Source organism: Falsirhodobacter sp. 1013 (assembly GCF_051195255.1).
Classification (GTDB): Bacteria; Pseudomonadota; Alphaproteobacteria; order Rhodobacterales; family Rhodobacteraceae; genus Falsirhodobacter.
On record NZ_JBNJLK010000020.1, the window covers coordinates 1 to 20,988 of the forward strand.

General features: G+C 62.2%; 20 protein-coding genes and 2 pseudogenes. 6 read left to right on the forward strand and 16 right to left on the reverse strand.

Annotated features, from left to right (window positions below; all coding sequences use genetic code 11):
• Positions 1 to 83: 83 nt before the first annotated feature.
• Both ACSHZY_RS16865 and ACSHZY_RS16870 read left to right on the forward strand, forming a co-directional pair.
• A pseudogene (locus ACSHZY_RS16865) lies at positions 84 to 569 on the forward strand (DUF932 domain-containing protein); the annotation flags it as partial.
• Between the two features lie 55 nt (positions 570 to 624).
• Positions 625 to 912 (forward strand): hypothetical protein, encoded by a 288-nt coding sequence (locus tag ACSHZY_RS16870; protein WP_435171123.1) that lies wholly within the window; start codon positions 625 to 627, stop codon positions 910 to 912.
• Positions 913 to 1,250: 338 nt separating this feature from the next.
• On the opposite strand, the gene ACSHZY_RS16875 is transcribed toward ACSHZY_RS16870, so the two are convergent.
• Genes ACSHZY_RS16875 through ACSHZY_RS16885 form a run of 3 tightly spaced genes read right to left on the reverse strand, consistent with a single transcriptional unit; the run spans position 1,251 to position 3,658 of the window.
• A complete protein-coding gene (locus ACSHZY_RS16875; protein ID WP_435171126.1) occupies positions 1,251 to 2,297 on the reverse strand; it encodes an SOS response-associated peptidase in 1,047 nt (348 codons plus the stop codon).
• A 15-nt stretch (positions 2,298 to 2,312) separates the two neighbouring features.
• Positions 2,313 to 2,951, reverse strand: coding sequence for a VirC2 family conjugal transfer protein (locus tag ACSHZY_RS16880; protein ID WP_435171128.1), 639 nt, complete (start codon positions 2,949 to 2,951; stop codon positions 2,313 to 2,315).
• A complete protein-coding gene (locus ACSHZY_RS16885) occupies positions 2,948 to 3,658 on the reverse strand; it encodes a hypothetical protein (RefSeq protein ID WP_435171131.1) in 711 nt (236 codons plus the stop codon). Before ACSHZY_RS16885 ends, ACSHZY_RS16880 begins: the two co-directional genes overlap by 4 nt.
• Positions 3,659 to 4,288: 630 nt before the next feature.
• Here ACSHZY_RS16885 and ACSHZY_RS16890 point away from each other — a divergent pair.
• Genes ACSHZY_RS16890 through virD4 form a run of 3 tightly spaced genes read left to right on the forward strand, consistent with a single transcriptional unit; the run spans position 4,289 to position 9,371 of the window.
• On the forward strand, positions 4,289 to 4,765 hold the full coding sequence (locus ACSHZY_RS16890) for a DNA mobilization endonuclease VirD1/MobC family subunit (RefSeq protein WP_435171133.1): 477 nt from the start codon (positions 4,289 to 4,291) through the stop codon (positions 4,763 to 4,765).
• Positions 4,762 to 7,173: a relaxase/mobilization nuclease domain-containing protein gene (locus ACSHZY_RS16895; protein WP_435171134.1), complete on the forward strand. Its 2,412-nt coding sequence runs from the start codon at positions 4,762 to 4,764 to the stop codon at positions 7,171 to 7,173. Before ACSHZY_RS16890 ends, ACSHZY_RS16895 begins: the two co-directional genes overlap by 4 nt.
• A gap of 11 nt (positions 7,174 to 7,184) precedes the next feature.
• Complete coding sequence (virD4, locus tag ACSHZY_RS16900; RefSeq protein WP_435171136.1) at positions 7,185 to 9,371, forward strand: type IV secretion system ATPase VirD4; 2,187 nt, start codon at positions 7,185 to 7,187, stop codon at positions 9,369 to 9,371.
• A 35-nt stretch (positions 9,372 to 9,406) separates the two neighbouring features.
• Here the strand turns inward: virD4 and virB11 are convergent, their stop codons facing one another.
• From virB11 to ACSHZY_RS16965, 13 genes are all read right to left on the reverse strand, one after another.
• Positions 9,407 to 10,405 (reverse strand): P-type DNA transfer ATPase VirB11, encoded by a 999-nt coding sequence (gene virB11, locus ACSHZY_RS16905; RefSeq protein WP_435171138.1) that lies wholly within the window; start codon positions 10,403 to 10,405, stop codon positions 9,407 to 9,409.
• Positions 10,406 to 10,416: 11 nt separating this feature from the next.
• Entirely contained in the window at positions 10,417 to 11,778 is a 1,362-nt protein-coding gene (locus ACSHZY_RS16910) for a TrbI/VirB10 family protein (protein WP_435171139.1), read from the reverse strand.
• Complete coding sequence (locus ACSHZY_RS16915; RefSeq protein ID WP_435171141.1) at positions 11,775 to 12,548, reverse strand: TrbG/VirB9 family P-type conjugative transfer protein; 774 nt, start codon at positions 12,546 to 12,548, stop codon at positions 11,775 to 11,777. Before ACSHZY_RS16915 ends, ACSHZY_RS16910 begins: the two co-directional genes overlap by 4 nt.
• Position 12,549: 1 nt before the next feature.
• Complete coding sequence (locus ACSHZY_RS16920; RefSeq protein ID WP_435171142.1) at positions 12,550 to 13,257, reverse strand: virB8 family protein; 708 nt, start codon at positions 13,255 to 13,257, stop codon at positions 12,550 to 12,552.
• A 71-nt stretch (positions 13,258 to 13,328) separates the two neighbouring features.
• A complete protein-coding gene (locus tag ACSHZY_RS16925) occupies positions 13,329 to 14,510 on the reverse strand; it encodes a type IV secretion system protein (RefSeq protein WP_435171144.1) in 1,182 nt (393 codons plus the stop codon).
• 9 nt (positions 14,511 to 14,519) lie between these two features.
• Positions 14,520 to 14,942: a hypothetical protein gene (locus tag ACSHZY_RS16930; protein ID WP_435171146.1), complete on the reverse strand. Its 423-nt coding sequence runs from the start codon at positions 14,940 to 14,942 to the stop codon at positions 14,520 to 14,522.
• On the reverse strand, positions 14,939 to 15,637 hold the full coding sequence (locus ACSHZY_RS16935; RefSeq protein ID WP_435171147.1) for a type IV secretion system protein: 699 nt from the start codon (positions 15,635 to 15,637) through the stop codon (positions 14,939 to 14,941). The genes ACSHZY_RS16930 and ACSHZY_RS16935 overlap by 4 nt, the downstream gene beginning before the upstream one ends.
• Complete coding sequence (locus tag ACSHZY_RS16940; protein WP_435171149.1) at positions 15,634 to 15,771, reverse strand: hypothetical protein; 138 nt, start codon at positions 15,769 to 15,771, stop codon at positions 15,634 to 15,636. Before ACSHZY_RS16940 ends, ACSHZY_RS16935 begins: the two co-directional genes overlap by 4 nt.
• Positions 15,772 to 15,773: 2 nt before the next feature.
• Positions 15,774 to 18,131 (reverse strand): hypothetical protein, encoded by a 2,358-nt coding sequence (locus ACSHZY_RS16945; protein WP_435171151.1) that lies wholly within the window; start codon positions 18,129 to 18,131, stop codon positions 15,774 to 15,776.
• Positions 18,124 to 18,399, reverse strand: coding sequence for a VirB3 family type IV secretion system protein (locus ACSHZY_RS16950; RefSeq protein WP_435171152.1), 276 nt, complete (start codon positions 18,397 to 18,399; stop codon positions 18,124 to 18,126). Before ACSHZY_RS16950 ends, ACSHZY_RS16945 begins: the two co-directional genes overlap by 8 nt.
• Before the next feature lie 6 nt (positions 18,400 to 18,405).
• Positions 18,406 to 18,693, reverse strand: a complete 288-nt coding sequence (locus ACSHZY_RS16955; RefSeq protein WP_435171153.1) for a TrbC/VirB2 family protein — start codon at positions 18,691 to 18,693, stop codon at positions 18,406 to 18,408.
• Positions 18,681 to 19,361 carry a lytic transglycosylase domain-containing protein gene (locus ACSHZY_RS16960; RefSeq protein WP_435171155.1) on the reverse strand — a complete coding sequence of 227 codons (681 nt, stop codon included), beginning with the start codon at positions 19,359 to 19,361 and terminating at the stop codon, positions 18,681 to 18,683. The genes ACSHZY_RS16955 and ACSHZY_RS16960 overlap by 13 nt, the downstream gene beginning before the upstream one ends.
• An 81-nt stretch (positions 19,362 to 19,442) precedes the next feature.
• Entirely contained in the window at positions 19,443 to 19,733 is a 291-nt protein-coding gene (locus tag ACSHZY_RS16965) for a hypothetical protein (protein WP_435171158.1), read from the reverse strand.
• Positions 19,734 to 20,158: 425 nt separating this feature from the next.
• Here ACSHZY_RS16965 and ACSHZY_RS16970 point away from each other — a divergent pair.
• Positions 20,159 to 20,970 (forward strand): annotated as a pseudogene (locus ACSHZY_RS16970) (IS3 family transposase); the annotation flags it as partial.
• Positions 20,971 to 20,988: the final 18 nt, after the last annotated feature.

The window sequence follows — 20,988 nt, forward strand, 5'->3', positions numbered from 1 at the left end:
CCAAGCTACGACCATGTGCACCACCCGGCGAGAATTTGCACTCGCGGGACATAGTCCGGCTCCGGACATAGTTCCGCTTCGTCTGTTCCAATGGCCTGATGGCAGGCGAAACCTTCAGCGAAGTGAAAGTGAGGCATTCGGGCAACGCCATTGGCGAAGTCATCGAAGGCGCATATCGCGTTCTGCAAGATGCCCCGCAGATTGCCGAGCGTGTGCAGGAGTTTCGCGCGATCACCTTGCAGGACGAGGAACGCGCGATCCTGGCCGAAGCCGCGCACAGCCTGCGCTTCCCCGCCGCGCACGAGAACGGCGGCAAGGCCGCGCCCGTATCGGCCGAGAGCTTCATCCGCCCACGCCGCACCGCAGACCGCGCAACCGACCTTTGGACCGCGTTCAACGTGGTGCAGGAAAACACGATCAAGGGCGGCATGACCGGATACGTTCGCGACGATAAGGGCTACATGCGCCGCCGCAGCGTGCGCGAGGTCGCGGGCATCGACCAAAACCGCAACCTGAACCGCGCCTTGTGGATGCTCACCGAGCGCATGGCCGAACTGAAGGCCGCCTAAGCGCGACAGGCAGGGGGCCAAAGCGCCCCCTGCCTTGCAAATCGGAGGTGAACCGATGGACGATCTTTTTCCCGACACGATCACCAAAGCCGCGCATGGCGCAATCTGGTGGGCAGGCAATTACGAATGCCGGAACTGGCATGGATATTTTCAGAGCCGCGAAGGAGGGCGTGGCAACTGGCGGTTTCAGGTGCCGTGGTTTTCGACCGATGACGTGACATGCAGCGTCTATGCGATCACCGAGGCGGGCGACGTCCAGACCCGCGACCTGATCCCCATTGATGACAAGGCCCGCATTACCATCATGGGCCGGAAATACACCCGCGAGCATTGGGAACACTGACCCCGACCCCGTTCACAGCAAGACCCGCCTAGAGGCGGGTCCTTTTGCTAGCGCACAAAGACTGTGCGCGGATGTTGAATGCTTATTGTGGACGGATGCACCGCCCGTTCCATATCCCGCCCCTTGTAGCGAGTTGAGCGTTGTGTGGCTCTGGTTGTTCAGCCGTGGCCGGTTTAGGAACCGACCCCGGCTGAACCGGCGCTACCCGCGCCGGGGCCGCTGCGCGGCACTTTCCATCGGTTTCCCACAAGGCTCCATTGACCTTCGCCATTTGATAGGCCGTTCAATTACGCCATGATCGGCCGTGCGGCCTTGGAAAACCGGGAATCTTTTGGCGGCTATGCCGCCACAAGCTCCATCGACAGCGCACCGTCCGGCAACGGACGTTGCAGCTCCTGCACCACGCTCCACGGTTCATGCAGCCATGCGTCCCATTCGTCGGGGTCGGTCAGAATGACCGGCATCGCCTTGGGGTGCACCTTTGCCACTTCCGCGTTAGGTTCGGTGGTCAGGAAAGCATAAAGATCATCGGTGGTTTCCCCGTCCTTCAGCTTTCGGATCGAGGTCCATTGCGGGACATGCAGCCCCGCGAAAAAAGCCGGTCGATCATCGGCGGGCGTGAACCATGCTTTTCCTTCGCCGTAAACCGGCTCGGAAAATGCGGTCAGTGGAACGAGGCAGCGGAACCGCGGATTGAGCCACCGTCGCCAGTGCGGCGACTCCGTATTGCGGATGTTGGTCACGCCCTTGTCGATGCCGTTCTTGGAATGGAATTGCTTAGGGCTTGGCAGGCCCCACCGCGCCATTACCAGTTCCAGCCCCTGCCCTTCTCCGTTTGTATGGCGCAGGACGGGTGCAAGCTCGTTGGGATAAATCCGTTCCTGTGCAGGCAGGTTGCCCAACCGATCCTCAACGGGCAAGCCACGGAAGATCCCGCGCAGCGCCTCTTGCGGTCGCGTGTGGCGGTAAAGATTGCACATGGCTGTTTCCGCACCTTCCACGGCGGGCCGGTCCTTCGCACGCGGCCACGACTCTTTCGGTTTCGGTGTGGAAGCGCAGGGCGGCGCAGCCGGTTCCGGCTTTGGCGCTTTCACGTCTGGTTTGTGTTCCGGTTCAGCCACCGCCGCCGCGCCCATGGCGCGGCGTGCCCGCTCCGCCGTCAGCGCCTTCAAGTAGGCGTCCAGAACGCAATCCGTCGCGGTCGTGGCCCAAAGCGCCGCCGCTTGATCCAGATGCTCATGCGTGAAGGCATCGACGTCCGGCTGTTCCCACAGCTTGCAAAGGATCGAGATAAGGGCCTGTTCCCGATCCTCCGGATGGCAGGCATGGGCGGCATACACGAGAGCTTTGGCCGCTGCGAGGCGACTAACATGAATACCCGTCATCGTCCCCCTGCCCTATCAGGCCGTTTTGGCTTCCTTATCGAAGAACAAAGCCAAGGCCCGTTCCGCTATGATTCGGCCCAATGTGGCGGGTGCCGTCAGCCCGTCAGGGTCCAAAGCGTCGGTGACGACTTTGAACTGACGCACGGTCATGACCTTGGTGCTGCGATGGGTTTCCTTGCCCATTGGATAGGATTTCGGCCCTTCGGGCATTTTGCCTTCGTCCAACCGATTGCGGTAATTTTCGAACGCCGCCCGAAACACCGCGCGAAAGGCATCATCCTCCCCGAGTTGCGCCGCCAAGGCGTCATACTTCGGAGACACGCCGGACGCGGGAAAACGCACCCTGACCCGGACCTGCACAGTTTCCGTTTCTTTCGCGGCACCCTTAGCGGCTGGCTTGGCAGACGCACTGGCGGGTTCGGCAGAGGAAGGCGCGGGCGTATCCGTTTTCTCAACGGGCGGTGCCGTGTCTTGATTTTGCGCCTCGACCGCAGGGGTCATCGGTGGCCGTTCATCCGGTTTCGGTCCATCTTCTACCGGCTGGCCTTCGGCCTTCGCCGGTTCCGGCGCTTTGTCCTTGGCATAACGGTTCGAACGAACATCGTTGAACAGCGCCTCGTGATCGACAGTGTATTTCTTGAACCCCGCCATCATGCCGCCCTTTCTTCCGCAACCGCTTCCATGATTTCGTCGGCCAAGGCTTGCGCCTCTTTCAATGCAACGTCCGTATGCGATGCGGCGATTTTCTTGGCAGGGTTTCCGAGAAGTGCTGCATGGTGAAGATGCAGCAGGCCGTTGGCGAACAGGTCCGCGAACGCACCGCGTTCGGCAAGCTGCGCCGTCATTGTGGGCAACTTGCTCAAAATCTCGATGCTCTGCTTTTCCGAAGCCTTCTGCTTGCTGGCATTCGGCACCTGCGTGAGCAGGCAGGCGACGGGAACCGTCACATCTGCCTCTTTCATCGCGTGAACGGCAAACCGCAGTGTCCGGATCACAAACTCAATGTCGATGGGCGTCAATGACGTGGGGATCAGGACCATGTTCGCGTTCAAGATCGCCGTGGTGTTCAGCTCTGAATCGCCGCCACGAGAATCCAGAAGCGCATATTCGAAGCCTTGGCCGGTGGCAGCTTCATAGGACGTTTCCAGCGTTTTTTCGTCATAGGCATCGAAGATGCCGACCGCTTCATCCCATGTTCCGATTTCGCGGGCATTGTCCCGCCACGTCCTCAACGGATCGTTGTTGTCCGCCTCGAACAAGGCGACTTTTTTCCCGCGCGTCAGGAAGGCCGAAGCGCAAGCCATCAAAGCTGTGGTCTTACCGGCTCCGCCTTTGAAGGATGCGAATGTGACGAACTTCATGATGGGCCTCGCGATTCAAGCTGCCATGTTGTGCCGATAACATGAAGTGCATGAGTGACGTTAGCACGATGCGCCTATGTGTCGGTGTGTTGTTATGGCGTTAGCACATTACAGCGTTGTGCGTCAATCATGTTACGTACTTATGCGCCAATGCCTAAGCGTCATAATGACCTTATCGTTTAACGCCGTTATCCATCCGTGACCTTATGCTTTTATGCTTAAAGCACTGATCTGAGGAAATGACGTTGTGTATTACCGCCGTTGTGATTTCGGCGTGTTGTGGTGATATGGCGGTATGCTGAAATGTCGTTTATGTCGTTACGCCCAAAAGATAGTCCTGACTTGAAAGCCCACCCGTCGCGCAGCGCGTGTATGCGCCCCTGCAGTGTCGCATCTGGCGTTGATTGCCCACCCCCACCGGATGCCCCCTTGTCGCGCCTCCAGCCCCCTCTCCGTGGCTCTCAGCACTATCCCGTAACGGAAGAAGCCGCCGAAGGTGGCGGCTAAAGCGGAGCTTCCTGCGTCAGCAAGTTTCATCCTATGGGTGGGTTTGAGTGAATGGCAGGATATATGCACAGGTAGAACCTTGTGCCATAAGTATCGAAACCCACCCCACCCGAGGCCCCCGCAATGAGCGATGACCAAACGCCAAAAAAGCCGTGGAAGAAGCGCCGGATGATCGGCGGGCAGTGGACGGACCCCGATGCCGTCACGTCCAAAGCGGTCGTGACCAAGACCATTTCCGTGAAATTGACGGAGGACGAGTTGGCCGAGTTCGACCTCCAGATCGACGCTTTGGGGATCAAACGGAACCGCGCCCTGCGGATCATGGCCCGTCAGGTGGGCGGTTTTCTGGAAGAAGATGCGGCCTCCGTCGCCCATCTGGCGGACATTTCCCGCCAGCTTCGGGGCATCGCCGTCAACGTGAACCAGATCGCCAAGGCCGCGAACCGCACCACAGACCCGGATTTCATCGCCTTCATGGAAGAGCGGCAGCGTCTCGGGAAGGAGCTTTCGCGAGTGCAGTCCTACCTTCAGGCCCTTTTCGACATCGACAAGAGACGGTCTGACGGGGCGGAGCGATTGAAGAAAGCGACCCAAAAGTGAGCATCCACGTTCCCGATCTTCTGGCAAATGCTCGCACAGCCCCGCGCCATTATTCGGCGCTGGATGCGGTCATGGGCGAGGATTGGGCCGAGGTGAAGCTGGGGCGCGGCGGCCGGATGCTGCAAATGCAGGTGGCCTTGAAAGCCGCCCATGACAGAGACGTGGCACCTGGTGGTGCTGCCTATTCGCCCCAGATACTGCCCGCCATCAATCCGCAATCCGTCGTCAAGATGGTGAAGGGCGGAGGCGCATCCACGGCGCGGGGCTTGATGGCGCAAATGGATTACCTGAGCCGTCAGGATGATCTGCCCCTTCGCCGTTCGGAGGAATACATGGGCGTCGAGATCGACGCCGAAGAAGCCGCTGCGATGGCGCGTGGCTGGCAGATGCCCACGGAAGGCGGAAAGGCCGACCGCACGTCGCATTTTGTGGTCAGCTTTCCGATCAATACCGACCCCGCCGCCGCCGAAGCCTCGGGGCGGGCGTGGGCGCAGGAAATGTTCGGCTCCGGAAACTTCGGGGGCGACCGTTTCGACTATTACACGGCATTCCATACCGACAAGGATCACCCGCATATCCACGTCATCGTGCATCGGCGGGGAATGGATAACGGAACGTGGTTGGCCGTTTCCAAGCGCAGCGAGTTCAACTACCAGACCTTCCGCGACGTGCATGTGCGCGTGGCGGCCGAGCATGGCGTCAACCTTGAGGCCACACCGCGCCTGACCCGTGGTGTTCACCAGCGGGCCGTGCCGGACGCGGAGTATCGTCGGGCGCAGGCCGAGCGCCGTCCCGCCGTTGCCCCCGTCCATACCGAGGAAAGCGCCATTCGCGCCGCTGCCGCTCTGGTCCATCATGCCCGTCGCTTGGAAGCGGATGCCAACGCCTTGCGGGCGACCAATCCGGGTTTCTCCGACCTGTTGCGCGCCGCTTCCGAACGGCTGGCGCAGGGCATGGAGATCACCCCCGACCATCACGACAAAACGACCCTGACCCACAAGGATATTTCCCCTATGGCCGAACGTCTTGAGCAGGCGCGCACGACTGTGCGCGACAATTTCGATGTGCTGGACGCCCGTGTTTCCGGCATTCCCCACGGCGCGGATCGTGTGCGTTTCGAGCGTCAGGTGGCTGAACTGAAGGCGGAAGCCGCGCCGTCGATGCCCGAGCGGGATGCGTTGCGCGCTTATGTGCAACCTTCACTGGACGGGCGGTATCAGGGGATGCGTGAGGAAGCCTTCGGCCCGCATCATTCCGAAATCAAGGCCGAAGCCGACCGCGTAGTGAAGCTGCTTGCCGAACGGGCTGGCCTCAATGGCGATGCTATGGTGGCTCGCTATTCCGGCGAGGCTCCGTCGCGTGGGCTGGCACAGCAATATGCCGCCTCCGAGGCGCAGGAACGCGAAGTGTCCCGCAGTCAGCGCGGCGAGGCCGAGGAAACCCCATCGCAGCGTGATGCCACGCTGGCCCAGACACATCGGGACATCCAGCGCGTCTACCGCGAAGCCAACGAGCGGGCCACGGGCGCATCGGTTGAAATCTCGGTAAAGGACGTCGGGGAGTTGCACGACCAGTTCCGCGCCGTGGATTGGACGCACCAGAATTCGGACTCCGGCGAAGATTACCGTCGCGGTCGCGCCCAGGTCGCTGCCGCAGGGGAAGCCTTTGGCACGTTCGCCAGCCGGTCCCCGGATCATGCGGCCGTCGCATCGGCGGCATGGGATGAAGCATCGGGCAACGCCAACCCGCCTGCCGGATATGTTGCGGCGGACAAGCGCAGCCTGTCCCCCGAACAGATCCATGCTGTTTTCAAAGCCGACGATCGCCAGCCGCAGGCCGACCGCACACCTGTGAGTGTCGATCGCTCCGGCGAAGTGGACATGACGTTGATCCGCATCTTGCGGGATCGCTTCACCAAGACCGATTTCAACTATGGCTATTCCGACTCTCCGGACGCGCGGGCGCAGGGCCAGGAGCAGGTAAAAAACGCCAAGGCTGCGTTCCGGTCCTTTGCCGCGAAATCCTCCGCCTATGCCGCCGTTGCCTCCGCCGCATGGGATCAGGCGACAGATATTGTGCGCCCGCCCGAGGGCTACGTTCGCCCGAATGATCGCCTCATCCCCGTTGAACGCACGAACGAACTGTTGCGCGAGGCGGCGCAACTGGACCGCGCCGAGCGCATGGCACAGGCCGAGCGCGAGATTGCCGCCCGTCACGCTCAACGTGCCACGGACAGCACAGAGGGTAGGACACAGGACGCGGCCCCGACACCGACGCCGCGGCCCCGTGCATTGACCGCCGAGGAGAAGAAGCTGGCTGACCGTGCGGAACGCATGGCCGAGGCCGAACGCGACATTGCCGCGCGACAGGCCAAGGGCAAGGACCGCGACAGCGGCCACGGGCTGTAAAAGGGCGGCGCATGGCACAGACAACCGAAATTGCAAAGCTCGCCGGTGGCGGGCTTCTTCTTGGGGCCTTGTTGGGCATCGTTGCCGCCAGCGGATACGTGACGTGGCAGACAGGCGGGGATCTCGCCAACATCGAGGTGCTGCGCGTTTTCGACTTTGCACCTTGGACGCGCGGCTATTTTGGCGAACCCTTCCGCATGGCCCTCTACATCGGCCTTGGCGTCATGGCCGCGCTGACGGTGCTTGTGCCCGCCATCGGTTTCAAGAAGCCGCTGAGCAGCCACGGCACCGCCCGTTGGTCTACAAAAGCAGACTTGAAGCGCGCGGACCTTCTTGCCACCCCCGCCAATATCCTTGGTCCGATCTATGGAAAGATGGGAGGCCCGAGCAGCCGTGGCGAGTTTCTGTCCACGCGCCCCGGCACCGAGGAAATCCCCCACAGCCTCATTGCAGCCCCCACCGGCTCCGGTAAGGGCATCGGGATCGTGGTGCCCACGCTCCTGACCTACAAAGGCTCCGTGTTTTGTCTGGACGTGAAGGGCGAGAACTACGACCTGACCGCCCGCCGCCGTGAAGAGCTTGGCGACCGCGTGTTCAAATTTGCCCCCTATGACGACCATGGGCAAACGCACCGCTACAACCCTCTCATGTATGTGGTCAGCGCCCGCGAACGCCGCCGCTTCACCGAAGCGCGACGGCTGGCCGCCAGCCTCATCATCGCCAAGGGGAACGGTGAAGGGTTCTTGGAAGGCTCGCGCGACGTGTTCGCCGCAGGGGCCATCCTCGCCATTCAGCGCGGCACCCCCACCATCGCCGCTGTCTATGACGCCTTTTATGCTACGCCGGGGGAAGCCGCAGATGTGTTTCGCCGTCTGGCGGCCGAGGTGGATAGCACGGAGGCCAAAACGATCTTCAACCGCATGGCGGGCATGGAAAGCCGTATTTTGAGTTCCTACCTGTCCGTCTTGTCGGACGGCGGCCTTGGCCTCTGGGCCGATCCGGCCGTGCGGGACGCGACCGCCGTTTCCGACTTCGGCATCCACGACCTGCGCCGCGATCCGGCCTCGATCTTCATCATCGTCTCGCCCAACGACCTTGTGCCGTTGGCACCTCTGATCCGCCTGATGTTCCAGCAGACCATCGCCATGCTTCAAGCCTCGATGCCGCAGAAGGACGAGAAGTTTCCGGTTCTGTTGCTCCTGGACGAGTTTGTATCCTTGGGCCGCATGGACGTGCTGGCGACTGCCATCACGACACTGCGCGGCTTCGGGGGCCGCGTCATGCTGGTGGTGCAGAGCATCGCCAGCCTGCGCGACCTTTACGGTAAAGAAGGCGCATCGGGCTTCCTCGCCAACTGCCGTCTGCAACTGTTCATGGCTCCGGCTGACGAGGACACGCCCGAATATATCTCGCGAGCCATCGGGGATGAAACGCGCAAGAGCCGCAGCAAGTCTTGGCGCACGAACGAAATGGGGAGCAACTGGCAAGAGCGGGAAGAAGGCGCACGCCTTTTGCGTGCCGAACAGGTGCGGATGCTGCCCAAGAACAAGATCGTGGTTCTGGTGCAGGGGATGCCGCCCATCACGGCGGATCGCGTGGAATACTATCGCGACCGCTATCTGAAGAAGATCTACCAGAGCCAGACCGGCCCGCATCCGCAGCCGCCATCGCTTTACAACGATCCGCCGCCTGCACTGGACGCGGACCCCATTGCACCGGATGATCCGCCGCCAGCTCCGCCGACCTTGACCTCAATGCCACTCTATCCACTTGAGGATGCGACGCCCTCCGCCGCAGAAGCTGCGCCGGCACCAACGACCGTTTCTGAAACTTCCGTCGAAGAAAGTGAGCCGGCTGCGCCGGACGTTCGCGAACCCGAGCCTGTGCCTGTCGCGGACAACACCCCGTCCGAACCCACACCCGAGCAGACCTCCGAGGAACAGGCGGAGGAACCAACGGTGCAGTCTCTTAACGCGGTCACGGACAAGCAGCGTTTTGTTATGATGAGTCTGGATGAATTGGACAACGCCATGGGCCACGCGCAAAATGCCAACCTCCGGCGTGACGGAGGAACAGCCGAGGTCGCATCAAGCCCGACTGTAAAAGCAGATAAGGCAACGTCTGTTTCGGGTCCAAGCAACGTCGTTGACCTGAATGCCGCGCTGGATGCGGCTTCGCAGGAAAACGCCAAGCGATAAGATTAAAAGACAACGCCCTCTTTCGGGGGCGTTTTTTACTGTGCAAGGGCTGGCATGTAGACCTGAAGGACACCGCGCTTTCCGCCCCGCCTGCCGACCTGCACAATCAGATCGACCGTCTGGCGGGCGTAGTCCAGCACGTCTTGCCGTGTCTGGTTCAATCCCGCCCGCATGACCATCATCGCCAGCCGTTCCAGCGCGAGAACTGGACTGTCGGCATGGATCGTGCTGATCGACCCCGGATGCCCCGTGTTGATCGCTTCCAGAAAGTTTAGAGCTTCGACACCGCGGATTTCCCCGAGGATCAACCGATCCGGCCGCATCCGCAGCGCGGATTCAAGCAGAAGGGCGGGGGAGCGTTCCGATCCGGCCCGCCGTTCCGCTACCAGCGCCACCGCGTTCGGGTGCGGCAAGTGTAGTTCTGGCGCATCTTCGATTGTCACCATGCGTTCGCCGTGATCGCTGATCGCCAGAAGCGCCCGCGCCAGCGTCGTCTTGCCCGAGGACGTGCCACCCGATACCAGAATGTTCAGCTTGTCGCGGATCGCCATGCGGAACAGGTTTTCCAGATCGCCCGCCTGCGCCATGTCAGTCAGCATCTTGAGGCGGTCGCGCCGCAGCGCGTCCACATCGACCTGCCCGCCGTCAAGAAACCCGACTTCCTGCACATCGAGGACGCGACTCACATATTTGCGGATCGAGACGGAGACGCCCTTTTCGATGGCGGGCGGCACGATCACCTGAACCCGCATCGTCTGGCCGAACAGGACGACCCGCCCTGACACGACAGGATGCTTCGCGCCGAGCTGGTTGCCGGTTTCCCCTGCCAGATGGCCGCCGAGCGGCTTGATCCGCGTTTCCGGCAAAGAGCCTTCCCACCGGATCATATGAACGCTGCCCGAGCGTTCGATCCAGATCCCGCCGTCCGGATTGATCACCACTTCGTTCACATCGTCCGAGGTCAGAAGCTCGCGCAATGGCGCAAGCCCCTGTTCGGCATGGCTGGCCGGAACCATCACAGGGGACTGTGCCATCTGTCCCGTCATCAAAACACCAGATCGCGATTGACGAACACGGTCATCGTCGTGCCCTGGTCGATGTAGATGACGGGCGGCAAGGACAGGTAATCGTTCATCACGCTCTGCGTCGTATTTTCCAGATCCTCGCCCACGTCTTCGGCAAGCTCTTGCGTGTTTTCGCCCGCGCTGTCGTCCACGATGACGTGCGGCGTGATTGCCAGCATCGAGATCAGGAAGGCCGAGCCGAAGCGTTCGCCAAAGCGCGTATCCACAAAGCCGGTCTGCCCCGACATGCCCAATTGGTCCGCACCGTAGCCGCCGAGTTCCACGCTGCGTCCGTCCGGCGTGATCGCGCGGTTCCATGCAAGCTGTGCGCGGCTCATAGCAATAGACACGTCCGAATTGTAGCTGCCAATCAGGCGGGTGCCGCGCGGCAGAAGGACGGTTGATCCGTCATAGGAATACACATCATGGGTGATCGACGCGCGGATCACGCCCGGAAGCTCCGTGCTGATCGCCGTTTCCAGGACGGCTTCCAGCGTCGTGCCCTGCACGATGGTCCGATCCGGCGCGGCAATCCGGGTGGCCCGCACCGTGTCGTAGCTGGCGGTCGACGCCGAGGCCATGAATTGCTCGTGGGTGGACAGCTTGCGTTCACCGGCCCCGCTGGCCCCGCCGCCCGTCACCTGACCGGAACTGTCCAGCACCAGAAGATCCGATGACACCTGCGCCTCGTTGATCGCGTTGAGGCGGGCGCGCTCTTCTTCCAGACGCTGGCGGGCATCGGCTTCGCCGTCCATCCCCTGCGCGGCAATCGCGTCCTGAAGCTGACGCTGATAGGCTTCTTCTGCAAGTTGGCGTTCGCGCTCGAACTGTTCGCGAAGATCCGCCGCCTGTTGTTCCAGAAGATCGCGGGTGATTTCGCCACGTCCTTCTTCCATGGCCTTCAGCCGCGCTTCCAGCTCCGCCAGCCGCCGCCGTTCGGCGTCGGCCAACGCGCTGTTGCCAGTCGGCACGGCTGTTTCGCCCTCGGGCAGTGCCGTATCCGGCACGTCCGTATCAAGGTTTGTTTCCCGTTCGGTGATTTCCGTAGACAGGCCGGTATCGCCTGAACTGGTCGATTGCATGTCCTGCGCCTCGGAGGTGCGCCCACCGCCGAAGAGGCTTGCCATCTGCTGAGGCGCGATCAGCATCAGGGCCAGAATGAGGATAATAATGCCAACGAGACCACCGACGAGGATCTTGACCATGTTGCCGGGACCGCCCCCGTCGAACTCGGAGCTACGGGCCGAAATACGAGCTTCACGGTCATTTTCCGGATCGGGGCGCAGGCGCGGCCGATCCTCGTTTTCAGCATCATTGGGGATGTGGTTGTCTTGGTCGGTCATTGGATCACCACCTGATTGCTGTTGGCCGGTTGCGCCTGACGGCCGCCCCGAACGGTTTTGACCACTTCGCCACTGGCGATGCACAATTCCTCATCCCCGATCCGCAGCGTCCAGCGGTCGGACGTGCGGTTGACCACGAACCCTTCGCTGGTCTGCTGCACGTTCACGATGGCTTCCTGCCCGTCCGCGTTCGCCGCGAAGATGCCGGGGCGGGGCGCGTTCGGCGCGAACCGGAAGGTGGTTTTCACCCCATCATCGTAGACCTGAATGGGCCGGATGCTGGTCGATTTGCCCGCCACGAAGTAGTTGTAGTCCTTCGGACGTGCCGCCACCGCCGCCTGTTGCTGACGTGCGCGGGCCGCTTCGCCGGGATAGTTGAAGCTGATCCGGTAGCTCGGACTGTTCGATCCGGCCTGGGCGGTTTTCGCGTTCAATTCGAAGGTGTAGACGCGGCGATCCGTGTAGACGGTCATGTTGGTGTAAGCGCCCTGGACGAGCGGCTTCACCGACAACACGTCGCCCCGGTTCAGGCGCACGATCTGCCAGGAGGCGCTGTCGCCCACCTGCACGGACTCGATGTTCTCGCCGGAGGCAAACTGGATCGAGGTGATGAAGCGCATATAGACGTCGAGGCGGTACACGTCATGTTCGCTGTAGGTGTAGTAGCGGATGCGGGGATCGGCCGAATAGGCGCGCGGGGTGGTTTCCGCAAGGGCGGCCCCCATGCTGGCGATCAGCGCCGCAGCGGCAAGCGTGGCAAGCCGTTTCATGTCAGTTCCCCCTCGCGTTCAGGGTTTCCGCATCGACGCGGTAGTTGGTGACGGTGAAGCCGAGCGGGTTGGCCCAGACCTGTTGCAGCGACGTTTCCGTGCGCGGCCGGAATTGGAAGGTGATCGTCGCCACGAAATCCCGCGTCGTGGGCGTCTGGCCTACACGCTCGTAGGTGCGGGTGAACCGCACCTGTGCCGTGTCATCGTCCAGAAGCGAGATCGACCGGACGGCGACGGTGATCAGCATCGCCGTCCCGTAGAGGTTCGGCGGATACTGGTCGTTGCCCGAGTTCCACAGCGCCCGCAGCGAAGCGGCGGCCTGTCCGTCCGACGTGGCATTCACCTGCGGAATGCGTTCGCTGTTGTCGGACACGTCATAGGTTTCGCGGTCGGTGACGTAGCGCACCAGTTCCGCCTCCCGCACCGCTTCCTGATCCGACAGGCTGGTGGGACGTGTCGCCACGACCTGTTCGCTTTCCCCCGTGGTGCGGTCCACCATCACGACATAGGGGCGCATTTCCTTGAGCGGCATCACCATCGCCAGCGCGATCACCGCGACGAGGCCAATGCCCATGCCCGCCACGCCGAAGGCCGCCCCGATGTTGCGCTGACGGCGCAGGGTGAAGAACACTTCATCCTCGAACGCCGTGGCAACGGACGGGGTGACAGGCGCGGGAGAGGGCGCGGAGGCTGTCTTTCTCTTGAACATCGGGCAGAGTCCTCGTGCGGCGCGGAATCGGTCCGCGCAGGAATGTCATTCAGGTGGATAAGTCGGGCGGCTTAGGAGCCGGGCTTTTTGGTTTTACGGTTCAGCATTTGCGACGTGCGGTCCACATGCGCGGCGCTGTCCACGCCCCGCTGCTGCTGACGGAACCGCTTGTTCTCGCGATGCTGCTCCATGCGCGCGGCCCAATCGGCCTCGCGCCGTTCCCCAAAGCTGGATTTGTGGCCCCGTTCGGCATTGCGGATGCCGGTCAGCTCGACGTTGCGCTTGCCCGCATCCTTCATGCTTTGGCGTTCTTCCATGGCCGCCGCGATCCGGCTTTGGCCCGCAGCCGGAGCGGCGGCGGCTTGCGCCATCGCCATCGCGCCGGCCGCATAGGGGGCTGCGACGGAAGCTGCCATCTTGGCGGCACTTCCCGCCGTGTCCTGCATGGACTTCAGGCCGGTCGCCGTCGCGGTGATCGTGCCCGCAAGACTGTTCACCAGCGTCGGCACCTGCGCCATGAGCCATATGCCCGCCGCCGAGACAATCAGGAAGCCAGCGGCTTCGGATAGTTCCGTCGCGCCATCTGCCTCTCTAATAAGGTTCGTTCCGATGCCGACGATCGCCCCCATGACGCCCGCCGTCACCAGCGGGATCATGGCGAAGCCAAGCGTAAACTTGACCCAGGACTCGAAGAGATTGCTCGTGGCTTTGAACAAGAGGCAGGGCACAAAGATGGGGGCGAGTGCGATTGCCATGGCGAGCCCGACCTTCGCGAGAGACATGATGATGATCGCGACCACCGCCAAAAGTGCGCCCAGAACCCAGATCAGCACGGAGGTCAGCGAGATCGAGAACATGCCGCTTTCGTCCGCTGCACGATCCGAAAATTCGAAAAGGCTGGTGATCATCTCATCCAGCGCCTCGTTCATGTTGGTGGCGCTCGTCGCTTGCAGGAAGGATGCGCCGAGGTTTCCCGGCACGTCAGTGACGATGTTGTAGATAGGGTGAAATTGCTGCCACGAGGTTGCGATCATTGTGACGACGACGAAACGCACGCCCCATTTCAGGTAGTCGGAATATCTGACGGGCACCAACTGCATGACGGAGTTGGCAGCCATAAATGCCAGCGCAACAAGGCCCATGAGCTGACAGGTGGTTGCGATGGCTCCCCCAAAATCTGCAAACACGGACTCCGTGTATCCGAGGATCGCGTTGTCTATGCTATCCAATGTGGTTTGAATGTAGGTCGCCATCGGTTGCTCCTATCGGCTTACGCCGAGTTCGCGGCAGTGGTTCAGGGAGTCGCGGTAGCCTGTGCCTTCATCTTGGAGTTTCAGCAGATGCGGGCGGATGCCTTTGTTATCCAAACCCCAAAGTTCGCTGGGCACCATGGCGGCAATCGCATCCCAATCGCGATGTCCGATCATGCAACCGATGTAGGCGGGTTCACCGGCCGCAGCCGCGTCACACTGTGCCCGCGCGAAATCAGCATCCCATCGGTCGCGATAGTGGCTGAGGACGTTGACCATGCCATTGTTGTGAGCGAGTTCGCGGATTTTTTGAGGTTCACCGCTTCCACCGCCATCACAAACCCATTTGGGAAGATCCTTCGCCTGTGCGGTTCCGGTCACGTTCAGCGTCGTTAAGGCGACGATCAGGGCGGTTTTCATTAGATTCATGGTCATTCTCCTCCGTTCGTGCCTTGCAAGAAGTTGCGCTGCGAGGCGCGGTCTCGTGCAGCGGTCAGAGCATCGCTGCCCATCGCGTTCGCGATGCTGGCCTGAACGCGCAGGTTTTCATTCAGAAGCACGGCGACTTCGGCCAGCATCCGCGAGTTGAAGTCCACGCTGGCCTTCATGTCCGCGTTGCTATCGATCCGGTCGATCAGCGTGTTCACCCGCCCCATGGCCGCGTTCGACCGCGTGTAGGTGTCCTCGGCCGTCGCCATTGCGACCATGCCCGCACCGGCCTGCGTGGCGATGGCGCGGTCTTGCGGCAGGTCCGAGTTCAGGAATGTGTCGAGGTTCGGAAGGGCAAAAGTCTCTTTCAGATCAGCAATCCGGTCCGTCAGGACAGAGGAATTGCCGCCGATGTTCGAGCCGCCGATTGCACCATCCATGATCGAAGACAGGCTTTCCGCCGCTTCGCGCGTTTCTTGGTCGGTGACGCTGTTGAGAATGTCGCTGATCCCGCGCCCGCCCGTCATGGCGGCAAGCTGCTGAAGCTGGTTTTCATAATCCTGCTTCATCTGATCGAGTTGCTGGATCGCGTTGGCGATGGAGCGGAGATCTTCGGTCGGCACGCCTTGCGCTGTGGCGCTGGTGATGGTCGCCAGTGACAGAACACCCGCAAGGGCGGTGGAGCGAAGACCGCGGATCATACGATCACCTCCGTCTGAGCGTTGAGCGGTTGCCAGTCGCAGGCGCAGGGCGACGTGCGGCTGGTGTAGTTGGCGCAAGCGCCGAGGATCAGGGAAAGGCCGAGAAGGGCCACAAGGCGCAGGGGCCGTGTCATCGTCACATCTCCTTCCAGAAATCAGGATTGTCGCGCCAGTTCGCGGGCGACATGTCGTCGCCCTTGCCACCCGCAAGGACGCGCAAAAGTGGACCGAGGGCGGACAGGTCGAGGTCCACGACCGTGCTGGTGTCACCATTGCGGACCAGAGCCGCGCGACTGGCACCGCCCGTGTTCATTAGGAACGCCTCCTCGCTGTCCGAGAGGTTCAGCGGAGCCAGTTCCTCCGCCGTATTGCGGCGGTTCGGGAATACGATGGTGGTGTTGACGGATTCGAGGATCGAGTTACCCGCGCGGCTTTCCGCGATGTGCGACACGCGTTGCGTCAGCATGACCACGGCCACGTTTTTCTTCCGCATCGTCAGCATCCAGTCCTTCAACCGGGCCTCGAAATACGGATCATCCAGCAGCTTCCACGCTTCATCGAGGATCAGCAGCGTGGGGCGTCCGTCTTCCACCGTGCGCTCGATGCGGCGGAACACATAGGACAGCCACGCCGTCCGGACGGATGACACATCGAGGATTTCCGTCAGATCAAAGCCCGTTACCGCCTGGTCGAAGTGCACGGGGTCTGCCGCCATGCCGCCGAACACCCATCCATATTGCCCATCGGTGTCCCAGACCCCCATGCGGGTGTAGAGATCGCCGCCGTCATCGACGCTGAGAAGCTGCGACCGGAAGTGCATGACGTTCTGCAGGGCCGCATCGGACTCCGCGTTCGCAGTCACCGCACGGGACAGGGATTCACTTTGCTCCGCCGTCAGGGGCGGTCCGTTCTGTTCCAGCAGGGCCGACAGCCAGTCGGTCAGCCATGCGCGGCCCCGTTCGTCGGTTTCCGCGGCAAAGGGATTAAAATCTGTGACCTCGCCCATGCGGACGGGCGCATAGCTTCCGCCCAAGGCGCGGAGCGGCATTTCCAACCCGTTGTCCTTGTCGAATGCGATGATGCGCGGGTTCGCGCGCTGCACCTGTGCCGCAAGGAACGCGATGCCCACGGACTTGCCCGTGCCCGTGCGCCCGATGGTCAGGCTGTGCCCGACCGTGCGCTCCCCTTGCGCACCCGCCGCATGGAAGTTGAAGCGGTAGGGTTCGCCCGACACCGTGGGCAGGATCGTGAGCGGAACGCCCCACGGTTCGCGCCCTTCTTCCACGCCGATGCCCGCCGCATGCAGGGAGGCGAAGCTGGCGAAGTTGCGCGAGCTGGTCATGCTGGCGCGGGAGCGGTAGCCGTAATTGCCCGGATGCTGCGCGAAATAGGCCGTGCGGGCGTTTATGTCCTCGCGCACGATCACCGCCCCGGCCCGTTGTCCGGCCGAGCGGATCGAGGCCGCTATGTCGTCCAGTTCGGCGCGGCTTTCCGCGACGGCCATGATCGTCACCAGATGATGCCCGAACACGATCCGTCCCGACGCGAGCTGGTCGCTGGCCTCCACGAGCTGCGCTTGGAGGCTGAGTGCGGCATCGTCGGCGGCGCGCATCTGGCGGATGGTGCGCTGCAAGCGCCCTGTTGCCGTGACCAGATCCATCGGGGTGAAGCTGTGCGTGACGACCATATCCGCCGCCATGTCGAAGCGGTCGAAGATCCCCGCCATCGTCTCGGACGGATAGCCCTTCATGCCGAAGATCGCGCCATAACGGGTATCTTCGCTGTCAGTGCCGAACACCGTGAAGGTGTCGCCACGGAAATCGACCCGCGATCCGGCCATCAGGTTCGACAGCGGCTCGAAGCTCGATCCCGGCGTAAGAGGCGCATACTGGCCCGTGACACAGGTGCGAAGCAGGCCAAGCCACTGCCCACCACCAACCGTCAGACGGCGCGGGCCGACAGGCCGCAGAACCTGCATCATGAAGGCAATGATTTCGTTGAGCCGCGCGATACGGCGGTCCCGCAGTCCGCGCAGATCGGTCTTGCCGCCGCCGCTGATCTTGGACCAGAGCGAGGTCAGCTTGCGCGGGCGCAGGCAGACCGTGACCATGATCGTGCGCTCACGCAATCCGTCGCGGGCGATGTGGCGCTGCCACACGCGGTCCACTTCGACTGCAAAGCCGTCGCCCTGGACGGGCGGAAGTTGGGGCTGCGTTTCCATGGACACCCGATGGATGTAGAGCGCCACATCGGGGCCCATCTGCGCGACGGCGTTTTCCATGGCGGCTTTCACGTCGTCGATCAACGCGGCTTCGGCGGTGGCGGCCTCAAGGCCGCGCACGGTGAAGCTGCCCATCACGTCGCCGTCGCGCAGCATCACCACATCATCGCCCACGGGCGTGATGTAGGGAAGGTGTTGGGCCAGCATATGCTCGCGGGTGATGCCCTGCGGTTCCAGGGCTTTCCGGCCGAGGCCGCGTTGCAGATCAAGCACGGTAGATGATCCCTTTTCCTTTGAACCACGAGGGCGGCAGAGGTGTTCTGGCGAGGGATATGAAGACGATTTCAACAATCCGCGGATCGTAATTCGCCACCAGACGCAGAACTGCGTATCCCGCCACCGCGCTGCCCAGGAACCAGAGGAAGGACAGCGTGGCGATGAAGCCGCCCACCACCAGACCGAACAGCAGGGCGAGGTAGGTGATGGGGAGGCCCGCCATCGAGACGGGCCGGGTCAGGGCCTTGAAGCAAGGTTCCGACATGAGGGGTCAGGCGAAGCCGTCAAGCATGGTGCCGGCACCAAACAGGATGGCGAGGCCCAAGACGACGGAGATGGCCAGCATCCAGTTCATGCGCCCGATCAGAAAGGCGATGCCCACTCCGGCCAGAGCGACCAGGCCAAGGGCGCGGCCTGTGGCCCCCGTCAGGGCGTTGCCGATGTTGCCAAGCATGGTGTTCACCGGCGACAGATCCTGCGCCAGTGCAGGCAGGGATAGGGCGATGAGCGTGGCAAAGGCCAGAGCGATGAACCGCCCGTACCGGGTCAATACTGCCATACGGAGATACTCCTTTGTGTGTCTGGGGAGGGGGTCAAAACCTCCGCAACAGGAGTTACGGAAGCAGGGTCTGCGGCCGGAACGTGAAGCCCCGTCGCGGCAGTGATGGAGGCGACATAGTTCCGCGTTTCCGGGAACGGCGGAATGCCACCGTAGTGTTCGACGCGATGCGGACCGGCGTTGTAGGCCGCCAGTGCAAGGCGCACGTCCTTGAAGCGGGCCAGCTGCTGCGCGAAGTAGCGGGCCGCTCCGTTCAGGTTCTGATGGGGGTCGAAGGCATCCGTGACCCCGAGCTGGCGAGCGGTCGCGGGCATGAGCTGGCCCAGACCTTGCGCGCCCACGGGGCTGACGGCCCGAGGATTGAAGCCGCTTTCCTGACGGACCAATGCGACGAACACCCGCTGGAAGGTCAGCGCATCGAGGCCCGCCGCACGGGGGCCGGGGCCGCCTGCATGGGCCAGCGCGACGTCTTCGGCCAGCGCCCGATATTGAGCGCGGCTGGCAGGAACCGCCGTGGACCGGCGCGAGACAGCCGGACCCGGTGCGGCGCTCACTTCCGGAAGGCCACGCTGCACCATGGTCCCGTCGGGCAGGAACTCGAACACATCGGCCGAGGCAGCGCCAACGGTCAGGCACAGCGTAGCGAGGATGAGGATGGGGCGGCTCATAGGATGCGCCCAAGAATGGGGGACAGCATCAGCGAAACGACAGACATAGAGACAACGGTTCTGTCGCCTGGGCCCGTATCATCAGTCTTCAACGTCATCGCCGCGAAGCCCCTGCCCTTCTTCCAAAGGAAGAATGCCGACACAAAGCTCGGTCGCGAGGGGGAAGTAGTCCTGGTGGAAGTTGAGAACCGCGCCGATGGTTTTGAGGATGCGCGCCTCCCCGGTTCGGACCACACAGACCGGAAGTTCATGACCGTTCGGCGCGATGCCGAAAACCTGCCAATGGATGCGCCCGTCTTTTGCCACAAAGGGCTGGTAGCGCAGCGTCCCGCCTCTCCGGACGAAAGGTCGAATAGCATTGCCGAATAGCACCTTTCCCTCGTCGTACCTTAATCTCCACCCCGTTTTGGGGAAGGAATAACTGCCAATATAGTTATATATTTCCGTATCTTGCGGGTTTGGTACACGCCAAGGTTGCAGGGTGTCAAACCGGTTTGAATTTTAGAAATGGTGTTCGGGCACCAGACCAATAGGCAGGATTTTTTTTCCTTTATTGGGGCGATGGTTAGAATGATATTGTTGCAATTACGGAGGTATGCGTTCGACCCTGAGGGGATCTTTGGCTGTCGCCAACGATTTTTTGTCACGAAAGCTCAAGCCGTGGATTGGCAAGTGAGGCGCGGGATGATCGAGCGGGATCACCCTGCATTGTCGATCGGGGCGCAGTGCCGCCTGCTGTCGATTTCACGTTCGTCGTTCTACCACGAGCCGGCCGGTGAGATGGAACAGAACCTCGGCTGATGCAGCTGATCGACCGGCAGTTCCTGGATACCCCCTTCTATGGCGTCCGTCAGATGACGTGGCATCTGCAGAAGTCGCAGGGGCCGTGGCCCCAGTGGGGCCGCGTAAGCCCGAAGACGGACACGGCGTGAACCAGAAGCGCATCCAGCGGCTGAGGCGGCTCATGCGCGTTCGTCGGGAAAACAGTTCCCCGGAGTGTTTCCTGATCCTCCTCACTCCCGATCTACCAGAAGCCCAACACCAGCAAGCCGAGAAAGGGCCACAAGACCTATCCCTACCTGCTGGGCGGGCTGCGGGTGGATCGTCCGGGTCAGGTCTGGTGCGCCGACATCACCTATCTGCCGATGCGCCGGGCTTCCTCTATCTGGTGGCCATCATGGACTGGTTCACGCGCAAGGTTCTGGCCTGGCGGATATCGAACACGCTGGAGGCCGACTTCTGCGTCGAGGCGCTGAACGAGGCCATCCACCGCTTCGGCGTGCCCGAGATCATGAACACGGATCAGGGTTCGCAGTTCACATCCTTCGCTTGGACCGACAGGCTGAAGCGCGTCGGCACCCGGATCTCCATGGACGGAAAAGGGCGCTGCATCGACAACGTCTTCATCGAGCGTCTGTGGAGATCGCTGAAGTATGAATGCGTCTACCTGCACGCTTGGGAAACAGGATCGCAGGCCAAGGCTGCCATCGGCCACTGGATCACCTTCTACAATCACAAGCGGCCCCACGCCGCCCATGGGGGGCAGCCGCCCGCCGTGGTCTATTTCATCAGCATCGAAACCGATCAGCAGGCACAGGCAGTAGTTTAAATCAGCCGGAAAGCTGTC

Bases quoted from the DNA above. Each gene is read 5' to 3' on its own strand.
- ACSHZY_RS16870 (WP_435171123.1), top strand. From the start codon at position 625: ATGGACGATCTTTTTCCCGACACGATCACCAAAGCCGCGCATGGCGCA.
- ACSHZY_RS16875 (WP_435171126.1), bottom strand. From the start codon at position 2,297: ATGACGGGTATTCATGTTAGTCGCCTCGCAGCGGCCAAAGCTCTCGTG.
- ACSHZY_RS16880 (WP_435171128.1), bottom strand. From the start codon at position 2,951: ATGATGGCGGGGTTCAAGAAATACACTGTCGATCACGAGGCGCTGTTC.
- ACSHZY_RS16885 (WP_435171131.1), bottom strand. From the start codon at position 3,658: ATGAAGTTCGTCACATTCGCATCCTTCAAAGGCGGAGCCGGTAAGACC.
- ACSHZY_RS16890 (WP_435171133.1), top strand. From the start codon at position 4,289: ATGAGCGATGACCAAACGCCAAAAAAGCCGTGGAAGAAGCGCCGGATG.
- virD4 (WP_435171136.1), top strand. From the start codon at position 7,185: ATGGCACAGACAACCGAAATTGCAAAGCTCGCCGGTGGCGGGCTTCTT.
- virB11 (WP_435171138.1), bottom strand. From the start codon at position 10,405: ATGGCACAGTCCCCTGTGATGGTTCCGGCCAGCCATGCCGAACAGGGG.
- ACSHZY_RS16910 (WP_435171139.1), bottom strand. From the start codon at position 11,778: ATGACCGACCAAGACAACCACATCCCCAATGATGCTGAAAACGAGGAT.
- ACSHZY_RS16915 (WP_435171141.1), bottom strand. From the start codon at position 12,548: ATGAAACGGCTTGCCACGCTTGCCGCTGCGGCGCTGATCGCCAGCATG.
- ACSHZY_RS16920 (WP_435171142.1), bottom strand. From the start codon at position 13,257: ATGTTCAAGAGAAAGACAGCCTCCGCGCCCTCTCCCGCGCCTGTCACC.
- ACSHZY_RS16925 (WP_435171144.1), bottom strand. From the start codon at position 14,510: ATGGCGACCTACATTCAAACCACATTGGATAGCATAGACAACGCGATC.
- ACSHZY_RS16930 (WP_435171146.1), bottom strand. From the start codon at position 14,942: ATGACCATGAATCTAATGAAAACCGCCCTGATCGTCGCCTTAACGACG.
- ACSHZY_RS16935 (WP_435171147.1), bottom strand. From the start codon at position 15,637: ATGATCCGCGGTCTTCGCTCCACCGCCCTTGCGGGTGTTCTGTCACTG.
- ACSHZY_RS16940 (WP_435171149.1), bottom strand. From the start codon at position 15,771: ATGACACGGCCCCTGCGCCTTGTGGCCCTTCTCGGCCTTTCCCTGATC.
- ACSHZY_RS16950 (WP_435171152.1), bottom strand. From the start codon at position 18,399: ATGTCGGAACCTTGCTTCAAGGCCCTGACCCGGCCCGTCTCGATGGCG.
- ACSHZY_RS16955 (WP_435171153.1), bottom strand. From the start codon at position 18,693: ATGGCAGTATTGACCCGGTACGGGCGGTTCATCGCTCTGGCCTTTGCC.
- ACSHZY_RS16960 (WP_435171155.1), bottom strand. From the start codon at position 19,361: ATGAGCCGCCCCATCCTCATCCTCGCTACGCTGTGCCTGACCGTTGGC.